At 39.0% G+C, this 13,435-nt stretch carries 16 protein-coding genes; 11 read left to right on the top strand and 5 right to left on the bottom strand.

The window, feature by feature from the left end; genetic code table 11:
- Nucleotide 1: 1 nt before the first annotated feature.
- From J0A69_RS03305 to J0A69_RS03295, 3 genes are read right to left on the bottom strand one after another with little or no spacing between them, the layout of a single operon-like run.
- Entirely contained in the window at nucleotides 2-520 is a 519-nt protein-coding gene (locus tag J0A69_RS03305; RefSeq protein ID WP_206585084.1) for a hypothetical protein, read from the bottom strand.
- Between the two features lie 43 nt (nucleotides 521-563).
- The gene (locus J0A69_RS03300; RefSeq protein WP_206585083.1) at nucleotides 564-851 is read right to left on the bottom strand and encodes a winged helix-turn-helix domain-containing protein; all 288 of its coding nucleotides are present in this window, start codon (nucleotides 849-851) and stop codon (nucleotides 564-566) included.
- Nucleotides 838-1,413: a hypothetical protein gene (locus J0A69_RS03295; RefSeq protein WP_206585082.1), complete on the bottom strand. Its 576-nt coding sequence runs from the start codon at nucleotides 1,411-1,413 to the stop codon at nucleotides 838-840. The genes J0A69_RS03300 and J0A69_RS03295 overlap by 14 nt, the downstream gene beginning before the upstream one ends.
- A 141-nt stretch (nucleotides 1,414-1,554) precedes the next feature.
- On the opposite strand from J0A69_RS03295, the gene J0A69_RS03290 reads away from it, so the two are divergent.
- The 4 genes from J0A69_RS03290 (at nucleotide 1,555) to J0A69_RS03275 (ending at nucleotide 3,653) form a co-directional block, all read left to right on the top strand.
- A complete protein-coding gene (locus J0A69_RS03290) occupies nucleotides 1,555-2,007 on the top strand; it encodes a DUF1569 domain-containing protein (RefSeq protein ID WP_206585081.1) in 453 nt (150 codons plus the stop codon).
- Nucleotides 2,004-2,369 (top strand): VOC family protein, encoded by a 366-nt coding sequence (locus tag J0A69_RS03285; RefSeq protein WP_206585080.1) that lies wholly within the window; start codon nucleotides 2,004-2,006, stop codon nucleotides 2,367-2,369. The genes J0A69_RS03290 and J0A69_RS03285 overlap by 4 nt, the downstream gene beginning before the upstream one ends.
- An 87-nt stretch (nucleotides 2,370-2,456) precedes the next feature.
- Entirely contained in the window at nucleotides 2,457-3,065 is a 609-nt protein-coding gene (locus J0A69_RS03280; protein ID WP_206585079.1) for an energy transducer TonB, read from the top strand.
- Between the two features lie 114 nt (nucleotides 3,066-3,179).
- The gene (locus J0A69_RS03275; RefSeq protein ID WP_206585078.1) at nucleotides 3,180-3,653 is read left to right on the top strand and encodes a copper resistance protein NlpE; all 474 of its coding nucleotides are present in this window, start codon (nucleotides 3,180-3,182) and stop codon (nucleotides 3,651-3,653) included.
- Here J0A69_RS03275 and J0A69_RS03270 read toward each other — a convergent pair whose 3' ends face one another.
- On the bottom strand, nucleotides 3,654-4,586 hold the full coding sequence (locus J0A69_RS03270) for a hydrogen peroxide-inducible genes activator (protein ID WP_206585077.1): 933 nt from the start codon (nucleotides 4,584-4,586) through the stop codon (nucleotides 3,654-3,656). It lies immediately after the preceding gene.
- A 175-nt stretch (nucleotides 4,587-4,761) separates the two neighbouring features.
- Between J0A69_RS03270 and J0A69_RS03265 the strand changes: the two genes are divergently transcribed.
- The 5 genes from J0A69_RS03265 to J0A69_RS03245 are packed head-to-tail and all read left to right on the top strand — an operon-like array spanning nucleotide 4,762 to nucleotide 8,708.
- A complete protein-coding gene (locus J0A69_RS03265; protein ID WP_206585076.1) occupies nucleotides 4,762-6,069 on the top strand; it encodes a Gfo/Idh/MocA family protein in 1,308 nt (435 codons plus the stop codon).
- Nucleotides 6,070-6,106: 37 nt separating this feature from the next.
- Nucleotides 6,107-7,327, top strand: a complete 1,221-nt coding sequence (locus J0A69_RS03260; RefSeq protein ID WP_206585075.1) for a redoxin domain-containing protein — start codon at nucleotides 6,107-6,109, stop codon at nucleotides 7,325-7,327.
- A gap of 52 nt (nucleotides 7,328-7,379) precedes the next feature.
- Complete coding sequence (locus tag J0A69_RS03255) at nucleotides 7,380-7,817, top strand: MarR family winged helix-turn-helix transcriptional regulator (protein ID WP_206585074.1); 438 nt, start codon at nucleotides 7,380-7,382, stop codon at nucleotides 7,815-7,817.
- Complete coding sequence (locus J0A69_RS03250) at nucleotides 7,814-8,236, top strand: Ohr family peroxiredoxin (protein ID WP_206585073.1); 423 nt, start codon at nucleotides 7,814-7,816, stop codon at nucleotides 8,234-8,236. The genes J0A69_RS03255 and J0A69_RS03250 overlap by 4 nt, the downstream gene beginning before the upstream one ends.
- 16 nt (nucleotides 8,237-8,252) lie before the next feature.
- The gene (locus J0A69_RS03245) at nucleotides 8,253-8,708 is read left to right on the top strand and encodes a hypothetical protein (RefSeq protein WP_206585072.1); all 456 of its coding nucleotides are present in this window, start codon (nucleotides 8,253-8,255) and stop codon (nucleotides 8,706-8,708) included.
- Between the two features lie 146 nt (nucleotides 8,709-8,854).
- On the opposite strand, the gene J0A69_RS03240 is transcribed toward J0A69_RS03245, so the two are convergent.
- Nucleotides 8,855-9,829 (bottom strand): NADPH:quinone oxidoreductase family protein, encoded by a 975-nt coding sequence (locus J0A69_RS03240; protein WP_206585071.1) that lies wholly within the window; start codon nucleotides 9,827-9,829, stop codon nucleotides 8,855-8,857.
- 104 nt (nucleotides 9,830-9,933) lie between these two features.
- On the opposite strand from J0A69_RS03240, the gene J0A69_RS03235 reads away from it, so the two are divergent.
- Nucleotides 9,934-11,322, top strand: a complete 1,389-nt coding sequence (locus J0A69_RS03235) for a dipeptidase (RefSeq protein WP_206585070.1) — start codon at nucleotides 9,934-9,936, stop codon at nucleotides 11,320-11,322.
- Nucleotides 11,323-11,376: 54 nt separating this feature from the next.
- Entirely contained in the window at nucleotides 11,377-13,434 is a 2,058-nt protein-coding gene (locus tag J0A69_RS03230) for a protein-disulfide reductase DsbD family protein (protein ID WP_206585069.1), read from the top strand.
- Nucleotide 13,435: the final 1 nt, after the last annotated feature.

Raw genomic sequence — 13,435 nt, 5'->3', positions numbered from 1 at the left:
TCTATTTTTTATCAAGTGTCATTTCAAAAAACTTGAACCAACTGTCTCCAGTATTGATTTCACCGATTTCATACCATTGTCCTGTTTCGTTGATTTGGATTATGTATCTCATTGATTCTGAGGGATACCAGTAAAATACCTGGTCTTTTATTTCTCCTTTGAAAGCTCCTTTTCTCCCGTTTTGCAGGAAAGAGTTGAAATCGTAGTGGTTTTCTTCACCGGCAAAAGTTACAATTGCCAGAGCATTATGAACCACGATATTATTGGCTATTCCCTGCCCCTCAATCAATAGTGCTGTTGAGTCAATTTTAAATTGAATTTGCTCGGTTTGATTGAATTCATGCCTGTTTCGGTCAGCTCCGATCATCCAACCCTTTCCTTCCCAATTTCCCACCATAAAGCCTAGCTCTTTTATAGCCGATTTGGATTGCGGGTCTGTCTCAACATTTTGACCGAAAGCAGATTGCTGGAAACTTGTAAGAATCCAGATAAGGAAGACCGATTTTAATAGATTTTTCATATGTAAACTGGTTTATATTATAAACTAAATAGAGAAATTTTTTTTAGTTAATGTAGTTCTTTAGATTTTCGACATATTCTTCAAAAGCTTTCACGCCAGCAGGCAAAATTTTACAGGTAGTCAAAGGTCGTTTGCCTTTAAAGGATTTTTCGATTTGGATATAGCCCGACTTTTCCAACTTGTCCAACTGTACACTCAGATTACCGGCTGTAGACTCAGTTTTTTCTTTCAGGAAAGTAAACTCCGCCTCCTCCACACTCAATAAAAGAGACATGACTGCCAACCTAAGTTGGGAATGAAGCAGTGGATCCAGTGGTTTAAACTCGCTCACGATAACTTTTTTTCAAATAATAACCGGGCACAAGATATCCCAAAACAATAGCAATTCCTGAAACTAAATACTGATCAATGACCGGTAATGTAAAAGCTATGATTGCACCTATGGCCAAAATTACTCCACCGATTTTAACCTGATTGACTCGAATCAAAGTTCCGGTAACAAACATTCCCAAAGCAGCCAAAATCAAAATTACCGGACTTTGATTGAATTTGAGAATATTCATAAATGCCAATACAATCACAATTCCCACAAACACAGCAATCCATAGTTGATTCAAAACAATATCCAGATGTGTCTTTACCCTGGCTTTTTGCCCTTTTTTCACACCATAAATAATGCTTGTGATAGTTGCTGGAATTACCAATAACCATACTAGATAAGGTTGGGAATAATCCATTTTCTCCAGAGCAAAATGCCCAAGATTACAAAGTGAAATAGTCCAACCCCACAATAAAATCTGAAAGCTACCGTCACCGGCCGCTTCCCGCTTTGCTTTTCCTATCATCTCTGTGATGATAGCAAGAGACTCCTTACTACTTAATTCTTTTTCCATTTGATATGCGTTTTTTCAATTCTAACGAGGCAAACATAAATAGGTTTACATTATAAACCTATTTATAATCAAAATATTTTATTCTTAACTATTTGATCTACTGAAAACTCTCTAATTTGAACAACAAGAAACTATTTCCTTATGAAAAATATTTTTGATCCGAAGGTTACAGATGAGCTAATTGATAGAATCAACAAACTGACACCAGAAACAAAACCAAACTGGGGGAAAATGAGGGTGGATCAAATGCTTGCTCATTGTACAGTAGCCTATGAGATGGCACTTACTGACAAATACCCTAAGCCAAATCCAATTCTCAGATTTTTGTTAAAATCTTTCGTGAAAAAGGGCGTTGTCAATGAAAAGCCCTATCCAAAAAATTCAAGAACTGCCCCAGCTTTTATCATCGCTGACCAGCGGGATTTTGAAAAAGAAAAAAGCATTCTCATAAACTATGTCAAGAAAACCTGTGAACTAGGGCCTGCCTATTTTGATGGAAAGGAATCCATTTCTTTTGGTCCAATGACCATCCAAGAATGGAATAATCAGTTTTATAAACATTTGGATCATCACTTAACTCAATTCGGCGTATGATACATCCTGCAAAATCAATCCGGACCTTTATCGGATCCAAAAACTTTCATGAAAGTACTAAATTCTATGAGACCCTAGGCTTTGTGGTGAAGCCACTCAGTAAAGGATTTTCTCTAGTCACGGTAAAAGAAAATATCTGTTTCTACCTTCAGGATTATTATTCCAAAGTATGGTGCGAAAACAGCATGCTTTTCTTGGAAGTCGAAAATTTGGATTCCTACTGGGAAGCCATGAAAGTTTTAGGGCTTCCGGATAAATTCAAAGGAGTAAAGCTCAGCGAAATCAAAAACGAAGATTGGGGAAGGGAATTTTTCCTCCATGATCCAGCTGGGGTTTTATGGCATTTTGGGGTGTTTAAATGAAGAAATTATTTTAATTTAACTAAATTTTACTTTTTTATTTATCTCAAAATCAATATTTTAGAAGGGTCTACACTAAACCAAAAAAAGATGAGAAAAATAACCTCTTTATTCCTACTCCTATTTTTTGCTGGATTCGGAGTTTTTGCACAAAACTCACCAGGCCCAAGCGAGATGAACAAATTATTTTCCAAAAACCTCAAATATTCAACTGAGGCGAGACAGAATGATCAAACGGGAATAGTAACTCTTTCTGTAGCCATAGACGATGCTGGATATCCTGTAGGAGATCCAAAGGTCTATTCTGGAGAAACTCTACTAGCGGAAGAAGTATTACGAACCTATGAAAAGGTTAAAGAATCCTGGGATCCCTCTTACCTAGATGGCAAAAAAACAGGTGAAGATTACTTGATGACTTTTGAATTTATTTTGCAAAAAGGAACTGAATTTATCAGCAACCCTATGACAAAATACAAGAAGGAAGAAGTTGTTGATCCTTTAAAAGCCCTAAATAAAGCAATTGAAGAAAACCCTTATTCTTCTAAACTTTACAAAAAGAGAAGTGAGTATTATTCGATGATTGGTGAAAATTGGCTATCAAAATTAGACGCTAATCAAAGCGAATTTTTGAAAAAAAATGAAATCACAAATGTGGTCATTGTAGGATATGGGTCTTCCGGAAAACCTACTTCCTTATAAAGTTCCCAATCCTATTTTAAAAGGAGAGCCTGATTTGGCTCTCCTTTTTTATTTGCTTCGCTTAATTTTTGCTGTGTTAGTGCTAAGCCTAACTTTGTGGAAAACCTGATTATAATGAAGTCTCAAAATCTATTTTTACTTCCTCTCTTAATTCTGACTCTTGCTTGTACTCAACAAAAAGAGGAAACAGTAAGTCAGGAATCTGAAAAAATAGAACAAACTGTATCTGAAAATAAGAGCGCCATTCCTATGGGCGACAATTCAATGATGTCTTTGGATTGGAACGGCACCTATTCTGGAATAGTCCCCTGTGCAGATTGTGAGGGAATTGAAACAACTCTCACGCTTAATATTGACCGTACTTTCACCATAATCACCAATTACTTGGGTAGAAATGATGCCTTGGAAGAAACCTTCAACGGTAATTTCCGATGGGATGAAACCGGATCAAAAGTGATTTTAGAGGGAGTAAAGTTTGCTCCAAAGCAATTTAAGGTCGGAGAAAATAGAGTTTGGCAATTGGATAAAAACGGCGAAATGATAACAGGAGAGCTTGCCGACCATTACATTCTGACCAAAAAGCCCTGATTATTTAAACCTGACGATTTTTCCATGAGCTTTGGAAGTCATCTCTTTAGGAATAGCTTCGGTGATTTCATTGTATAGAAGCTCCACCAATTTTTGTTTTAAATAGCTCCTGTTCAAAATAATGCTTACTTCACGGGTAGGAGCGACTCCTGCAAAAGGTCTTAGCCTGCTTTTTTCCTCATCCGAAAGATCAAATGTGGCTAGTTCGGGAAGTAGGGTTACTCCTTTGTAGCGATTGACCATATTTTTTAAGCCTTCCAGGGATCCGCTTTCATAATGAAAATTACTCGGTCCACTCAGGTTTTGATCACAGAGGTTAATCACTTGGTCTCGGAAACAATGGCCTTGCTGAAGGATCCAAAGGTCTTCCTTTTTGACCATTTCTGGTTTGAATTCTTTTTCCAATAAGAGCGGGTGATCTTTGGACAGGTAAGCATAGAATTTTTCATAAAACATGGGCTTTTCCACGATCCCATTTTCTTCCACAGGTGTGACAATGACCCCAAGATCCAACTCGTCATTTTTTAGCTTTTTGACGATTTCCTCGGTCACCATCTCCTGCACTTCCATTTTAACCTTTGGATATTTCTCCAAAAAACTCCGGATAAAAAGATGCAATAAGTAAGGTGCCAAAGTGGGAATAATGCCGAGTTTGATCACTCCCGAAATGTCACCTTTGAGATGTGCCACCAACTCTAATATTCCTTTACTTTCTGAAACGACTTTCTTTGCCTGGGCAATAATCTGAACACCAATCTCTGTAGGAATGACGGGCATTTTGCTTCTATCAAATAAGATGACCCCAAGATCCCGCTCCAGTTTACTCAACTGAGCACTTAAAGTGGGTTGAGTGACAAAGCAACTTTCGGCAGCATTTCCAAAATGTCTATGCTTATCCACAGCGATCAAATATTCTAATTGTTGGATGGTCATAAGAGTCGTATTGATCTTTTAAAAGTAACTATTTCAAAAAATAGTTTCTCTTTCCCAAAATCCAGTAGAAACCATTGATCAATTTCACTTTGGAAAATTTCGCTATACCCCAGAAAAACAGTAATTTATTTCCGATAAATATCAAATCCGAAACAATAACCCAAAAATCATCCTAATGAGTAAATCATCTTTTTCAAGAAGGAAGTTCCTCGGCACTTCCCTTTTAACGACCGTCGGCCTTAGCAGTATTCCCGCCTTTTCATTTGCAAACTCTTCTAATGCACTCTCTCCAGAAGCTGGAAAAGTAAGACTTGGATTTATAGGGGTGGGTAGGCAAGCCATGGGTTTGCTGAATAATATGATGAGAAATCCAGCTGTTGATGTCATTGCGGGAGCTGATGTGTACGAGATCAAGTTGGAGCGATTCAAACAGCGAGTTGCCAAAAACTATACGGACCAAAAAAGAACAGCTCCGCCTTTAACGGTTTATTCAGATTATAAAAAACTTCTGGAGAATCCCGAAGTAGATGCGGTGGTCATAGCTTCTCCCGATCACTGGCATGCCATGATGGCTATTGATGCCTGTCATTCTGGAAAAGACATCTATCTTGAAAAACCACTGACATTCACAATCAAAGAAGGTCAAGAGCTGGTTAAAGCAGTCCGCTCAAATGGGACTGTACTTGCCGTTGGAAGCATGCAGCGATCCGGAGCCAATTTCCAACATGCTGTCAGAATGGTTCAAAAAGGAAATCTCGGAAAGATCTCAGAAGTTTTGGTCAATGTAGGAACCCCTCCACATCCAAAACCTTATGATTTGCCAAAGCAAGAAATTCCTGCAGGACTGGACTGGGAAACTTGGGTGGGTCCACTTCCTGATATTCATTACAATGAAGAACTCAATCCTCCAATCAGTCTCAATCCTGAGCAAAATGAAAAAGTCTGGGGAGCTTGGAGATGGTATGAGGAAACAGGTGGTGGATTAATGACAGATTGGGGCGCACATATGATTGACATTGCTCAGTGGGGAATCGGAATGGACCGAAATGGTCCGGTTGAAGTAGTGCCCGGAACTGATTCCAGCCCTCTTACCTACTATTATGGCAATGGAATTAAAATGCACATAACTCCTTTTGATGAAGGAAGACAAGGGGTGAAATTTATTGGAGAAAAAGGCTGGATAAAAGTATCAAGAGGTCAATATGATACCAATGTTTCAGCTTGTGAGAGAAAATTTTCAAACGAAGAAACAGGATTTGGAGCCCATCATGTAGACTTTATCGATTCAGTATTGATGCGAAAAGATCCAGTGGTTCCTGTGGAAGTTGGGCATAGCTCCTGTACGGCATGTACCATCGGAAACATTGCGCATAAACTAGGTCGTCCACTAAAATGGGATCCAATCAAACAGGAGTTCCAGGATGATTTTGAAGCAAATACCCATTTGCACTATGTCTATCAAAACGGATATAAATTGACCTAAAAAGCTCCGCAGTTTCCTCTTTTCTAAACCCAGCACTATGAAATCCAAATTGAAAATTATCCTAGTGGCAGAGCTTCTGCTTTTGATCGTGTTTTTGATTGCAAGCTGTGATCCTAAACCAAAGGAGGAAACTGTACTCGCTGAAACTTCAGAGATGTCCAATGCAAGCTTTGTGGCTAATCCAGAATTAGTTCCGGAGCAGCCAATAGCAAAGCTTGCAATTGGTGATGCTGCACCGGATTTTAACCTGCCGGGAATTGATGGAGAGTTCCACAAGCTTTCAGATTATGAGGACGCGGATGTTTTGGTAGTGAATTTTACCTGTAATCATTGCCCTACAGCTCAGGCCTATGAGGATCGATTTATTCAAACTGTTAAGGATTATAAAAACAAGAATGTGGCTTTCGTGGCCATTTCAAGCAATAGCCCCATAGGAATTTTACCAGAAGAGTTGGGCTATACTGATTTGAGCGATACCTACGAGGAAATGAAAATCAGAGCTAAAGACAAATCCTATAATTTTCCCTACCTCTATGATGGAGACAGACACGAATTTTCTTTAGCATATGGTCCGGTAGCAACACCCCATGTTTTTGTTTTTGACAAAGAAAGAAAACTAACTTATTCCGGAAGAATTGATTCTTCTGAGAAACCTGGAACAGCCAATGCTGAGGATTTAAGAAAAGCTATTGATATGACTTTAGAGGGAAAAGCATTGCCAGTTGATGAAGCAATAACACCTTCTTTTGGCTGCTCGATGAAATGGGCTTGGAAAAACGAATACACCATCAAAACCAACAAAGCTTGGCAGGAAAAGGAAGTTACTTTGGAAAAGCTAAGCCCATCAGGACTTGCTGAATTATTAAAAAATGAAACTGACGAGCTATTGCTGGTAAATTTTTGGGCAACCTGGTGTGGGCCTTGTATCATTGAATATCCTGAATTTGTCACCATGCAAAGAATGTATGGGGAGCGGGATTTTCAATTTGTTTCGGTCAGTATGGATAATATTGAACAGGAGGCCAAAGCTTTAAAATATCTGAAAGGAAAAGCATCCGCACTCCCAAATTACATCATGGATACGGATGATAAATACGAAGTAATCAAAGTGGTAGGTAAAGAATGGGATGGGAGCTTGCCCATTACTTTATTGATAGAACCAGGAGGCAATGTTGCCTATTTTGTTCCGGGTACTATTGATGCATTAGCATTGAAAAAAGAGATTGTAGATCATCCTATGATTGGTAGATACTTCTAATTTTAGTTCCTTTTTAAGTTTTATCATTTTAAATTGTATAAAACTTAAAATCATGCTATATCAAGACCTATCTCTTTCCCTTTATACCAATTCACGGCTTTTTATTCAGTTCATTCAAAACTATTTGAATGAATTCGGCCTCACCTATCCACAATATCTGGTGTTAAGTATTCTTTGGAAGGAAGACGGTATTTTGGTAAAACAGATTGGAGAAAAAATGCATTTAGATTCCGGCACCTTAACTCCTTTGATCAAGAAACTTGAAGGAATGAATTACGTCAAGCGACAGCGTGGGGAAGCGGACGAGAGGACAGTCCATGTAGAACTGACTTACCCAGGGAAATCCTTACAGACAAAAATCACCCAGGCCTTAATTCCGTTAGAAAATCAACTGAATGAATTGGATCATTTAAACCTCGCGGATCTAAACAATTCATTACAAAACTTGTTAGAAAGCATACAATCATTAAAAAACTCTAAGCAGGGATGAAAAAATTAAATGTAGACTACACTGCTGTAGCAATAAATACCGGAGGCCGAAAAGGTCATGTCAAAAGTGATGATGGCTTGTTGGATTTTGATGTAGCCATGCCCAAAGAAATAGGGGGAAAAGGAGGTAAAACAAATCCAGAGCAATTACTTGCAGCAGCCTATTCAACCTGTTTTGGAGGTGCCTTAGCATCAGTAGCTGGTAAAGTAAGTTTACGGGATTCTGAAATAACTGCCAAGGTTCATTTGGGAAGCTTTGGTCCTGAGGACTATGGTATTGCAGTGGATATTTTTGTGAAAATCCCTCAAGCAGAATCGCTAGTAGCTGCTCAAAAACTAGCAGATGCTGCCCATGAAATCTGTCTGATCTCTAAGGCGACAAGAAATAATATTGAAGTGAATATAAAGGCAGTTAAATAGGTCTGCTTAATGTAAAATGATAAATAAGAGGCTAAAAAAACTCCTTCTAATAGTTCTTGGAATTTTTGGATTTATAATCGTGCTAATTCCTATTACTTTAAGGTTAGCATTTGGGCCAATTAATTCGTCAGGTGAAATACAGATTACGGAAAAGATTAAACTTGAATATGACGAGACATATAATTCAGACTTTGCAGGCGAATTTTATGAAGTTAAGTTCAAGAAGAATGACTCAATTTTAGGTTATCACACATTTCACAATAAGGATTGGGCAAAACACTTTTTTGTTGATTCTTTATCTGGGAGAAGTTTTCTCTTTATAGCCGACTCAACTCTCGACAATAAAAGACTGAATGGATATTATTTAATTTCCTTTAAACCAGACTTTCAAAATGTAATTGACACCATTTTTAATGAAACTGAAGAGTTTTATTTTCAAGATAAAATGGAAGAAATGATAAAAAAACACTAAGCACAACACTGTATATACTTTTTGGCGATGAACGGCTGCCTACAAGATTTAAGCTTTTAAGCTACCTTTGTTCTGGACAAGAAAGTGTCTTGAAACCACCACAAATCATATGAAACCAGATAAAACAGCGGTATTAAGCTCTTTCTTTATAAAACGACCACCCCTTTATTAGATTTAGTTCGATCCTTTAAAGCATGCAATGCAGCTACTGAGTCGGATAAGGGATATTTCTGAACAAGGGGTCCTTTTATTTTTCCCTCCAACATCCAATCTTGAAGTTGTTCCAGATTTGATAGGTTTTGATCCACTTGGACTCTTGAAAATTGTCCCCAAAAAACCCCTACAATCGATGCGCCTTTAAGAAGAGGTAAATTCATCGGCATTTTTGGGATTTCTCCATTGGCAAATCCTACAATGAGATGCCTGCCTCCCCAAGATATACCTCGAAATACCTGCTCAGTAAACGATCCTCCCACTGGGTCAAAGATTACATCCACTCCCTTGTTAGAAGTAAGATCTTTTACTCGTTGTTTTAAATCTTCTTGCTGGTAATCAATGATTTCATCCGCCCCACGCTCCAAGCAAAGTTCTAATTTTTCTTCAGAAGAGGCGGCTGCAATTACTTTAGCACCCATGATCTTTCCCAATTCTACTGCTGCTAAACCTACACCACCTGCTGCACCCAGAACCAGTAACGTTTCACCCCCTTTCAATTTTGCTCGGTCTTTCAAGGCGTGAAATGAAGTGCCATAATTGTATAAAATCGATGCGGCATTCACAGGGTCAATTCCAACTTTCAGTTTAAAAACGCGATCCTCATCTACAGCGACCAGTTCAGCTAATCCTCCCCAACTACATAATGCCAAAACCCGATCTCCAACAGTAAATTTCTCAACTGATTTCCCAACCTGAAGCACTTTGCCCACGACTTCTCCTCCTGGGGAAAATGGCAATTCAGGTTTTAATTGATATTTATTCTGAAGGATAAGTAAGTCTGGGAAATTCACTCCGCATGCTTCCACCGCAATCAGAACTTGATTATCTTTTGGAAGCGGGGCATCAACATCCAGATAAACCAATGATTCTGGAAGTCCAAATTGCTCACAAAGAATGGCTTTCATAGAATTTTAAGGTGTTTAATTAGGAAGAAAAGTCGGGTTTAAAGTAGGCAATTCCTCTTTAAAAGGATAATTTTGGGCCTTGTATAACCCAATTATAAACTTCTATGGCAGTTTCAGATTTTATCACTACAAACAAGGACAGATTTTTAAATGAATTAATTGATTTGCTCAAAATCCCATCCGTCAGCGCGGATCCTAAATTTAAGGATGACGTTTTCAGAGCGGCGGATTTTGTCAAAGAAAGCCTTGTTAAAGCAGGAGCTGATGTAGCTGAAATTTGCCAAACTGCAGGTTACCCGATTGTTTATGGTGAAAAAATAATTGATCCGTCTTTGCCTACAGTTTTGGTTTATGGGCATTATGATGTTCAGCCAGCTGATCCTTTTGAGCTTTGGGATTCCCCTCCATTTGAGCCAGTTATTAAGAAGACCAAAGAACATCCGGGAGGCGCAATTTTCGCTAGAGGTTCTGCCGATGACAAAGGCCAGTTTTACATGCATGTAAAGGCTTTTGAGGCGATGATGGCTTCAGGGGAACTGGCCTGCAATGTTAAATTCATGATCGAAGGTGAGGAAGAAGTTGGCTCTGATAATCTGGACAAATTCGTTATTGAAAATAAAGAAAAGCTAGCTGCAGATGTCATCTTGATTTCTGATACCCACATGATAAGCATGCAGGATCCTTCAATAACCGTTGGTTTGAGGGGTATGTCATACATGGAAGTAGAAGTGACTGGTGCCAATAGAGATTTACATTCTGGTACATATGGAGGAGCTGTTGCCAATCCTATCAATGTGCTTTGCAAAATGATTGCTTCCCTAAAGGACGAAAACGAGCACATCACTATTCCTGGGTTTTATGATAAAGTGGCCGAGTTAAGCGCCGAACAGAGAGGCAGATTAAATGAAGCTCCTTTTGATCTAAATGAATACAAGGAAAAGTTAAACATTGCCGATGTCCATGGAGAAAAGGGCTATACGACGATCGAAAGAGTTGGAATCCGACCAACTTTGGATGTGAATGGCATTTGGGGAGGATATATTGGTGAGGGTGCCAAAACTGTTTTGCCCTCCAAAGCTTCTGCAAAAATCTCTATGCGTCTAGTCCCTGATCAGGAATGGCATGAAATCTCCAAATTGTTTGAAAATCATTTCAAATCTATTGCTCCAGATTCTGTTACAGTCAAAGTGAAAACCCATCATGGTGGTGCTGCGGCAGTAGTTTCAGATTCTTCCTTAGGATATCAAGCAGCAGAAAAAGCGATGGAAGAAACCTTTGGAAAGAGACCTATTCCAACGCGTGAAGGAGGTTCGATCCCGATTGTAGCTTTATTTCAAAAAGAATTGGGAACAGATCCAATCTTATTTGGTTTTGGATTGGACACCGATGCGCTCCATTCTCCTAATGAACACTACGGAGTGGCTAACTATTTCATCGGTATCGAAACTATTGCAGCTTTCTTCAAACATTTCAGAACACTAAGCGCTCAGTAATTCAGGAACTTATTCATCCAAACATTCCTTTGAGTTACAATTAGTCAAGCATTCATGAAAATCACCCGGTTTCTTCAAGTTTTCCTTTCGATTTTGATTCTTCTCGTTTTTTCCAATAGAACGGAAGCTCAAATCATTTCTCCACCAAAATGGAAGATTTCGATAACTCCGGAAAACCCGGAACTTGGAAAAGAAGCCGTCCTCGTCTTTGAAGCCGAAATTCCCATTGGCTGGTATATTTATTCCAATGATTTTGATCCTGATTTAGGACCAAACTTGACGGAATTAAATCTGGAAGAATCAACGGATTATTCTCCAGAAGGAACTTTGAAAGCCATCGATCCCAAGAAAAAATATGATGAGACCTGGAAAGGAGACGTCACCTACTTCATGGGTAAAGGGAGGTTCGAACAAGCTGTCATTTTGAATGCAGAGTCAGGCACTATTATAGGTCAATTGATCTATCAAATGTGTACTGATGTGACTGGTCAATGCATTAATTACGAGGAGGAATTTGAGTTAGCATTTAATACCGTTACTGGAGAGACAAGTCTTTCTTCAACGGATCAAAGCGAAACAGATTCAGCAGACAGCCCTTTTACAATGACTGAAAGCCCTGCAGAAGAGTTTGGCTCCCAAGTAGAATCTCCCAAAGAATTTACTACCACTACAGCGGCGGATTCAGAATCTTTAATTGGGTTTATGCTTTTGGCGTTTCTGGCTGGATTAGCAGCTCTTTTGACGCCTTGTGTTTTCCCAATGATCCCAATGACTGTTACTTTCTTTACTGGAAGGGCTAAGTCACGAGCAAAAGGAATCCAACAGGCTTTTGTTTATGGGATTTCTATAATTGGAATTTATACGATTGCAGGAACGGCCGTGGCTGCTATTCAAGGACCAGAATTTGCAAATTGGCTAGCTACGCATTGGTTACCCAATCTCTTTTTCTTTGGGGTTTTCATCTTCTTTGCCTTGGCTTTCTTAGGGTTATTTGAAATAAACCTTCCATCAAGCTTGGTAAATAAAGTGGACGCTAAAGCTGAAAAAGGAGGCCTGGCAGGAGTATTCTTTATGGCTTTTACCTTAGTGTTGGTATCATTCTCTTGCACCGGACCAATTGTAGGTTCTATTTTGATTTCTTCAGCTGGAGGCGAATTACTCAAGCCAATTTTGGGCATGTTTGCTTTTTCTCTAGCCTTTGCAATCCCATTTACACTATTTGCCATTTTTCCAGAATGGATGAAGTCTCTCCCAAAATCCGGGGGCTGGTTGAATTCTGTAAAGGTCGTTTTAGGCTTTCTAGAGCTTGCATTGGCATTTAAATTCCTTTCCATGGCAGACTTGGTTTACCATTGGGGAATTCTAGACAGGGATATTTTCCTAGTCATTTGGATTGTGATTTTTGCAGCAATGGGGCTTTATCTTCTTGGTAAAATCCGACTCCCTCATGATTCACCGATGGATTCTATTGGAGTTCCACGGCTTTTATTGGCTTTGCTCACTTTTATGTTTGTGGTCTATATGATCCCTGGTTTATTTGGAGCTCCACTTAAATTGCTCAGCGGGTATTTGCCGCCGATGACCACACAGAATTTCAGTATTTCTGGTAGCAGCTTATCAGAGGAAGAAAGTGCCCAAGAAAACGTGAAATACGATGATATTCTGGATATTCCTTTGGGTATTCATGGCTACTTCGATTATGAACAGGCTTTGGCAGCAGCCAAAAAAGAGGGAAAACCTCTTTTAATAGATTTCACAGGTCATGGATGTGTGAATTGCCGAAAGATGGAAGAAAATGTCTGGGTTGATCCGGCTGTTCTAAGCAGATTGAAAAATGATTTTGTCATGGCCGCACTTTACATTGATGAGCGTCTAGAACTCCCTGAAAGTGAATGGTACACTTCATCCTATGATGGTAAAGTGAAAAAGACATTGGGCAAGCAGAATGCGGATTTTCAGATCACCAAATTCCAAAACAATGCCCAACCGTATTATGTCATTTTAGACCACAAGGAGGAGCTTTTGGCAAATCCGCATGCTTACGATACAGATATCCAAAATTTTATTGAATTCTTGGATGGTGGCAAAGCAGAGTTTGAAAAAAGGAAATAAG

The organism is Algoriphagus pacificus (genome assembly GCF_017254845.1).
Lineage (GTDB): Bacteria > Bacteroidota > Bacteroidia > Cytophagales > Cyclobacteriaceae > Algoriphagus > Algoriphagus pacificus.
The sequence above is the reverse complement of the archived record's forward strand: the minus strand, read 5'-3'. Positions and strand labels throughout refer to the sequence as shown.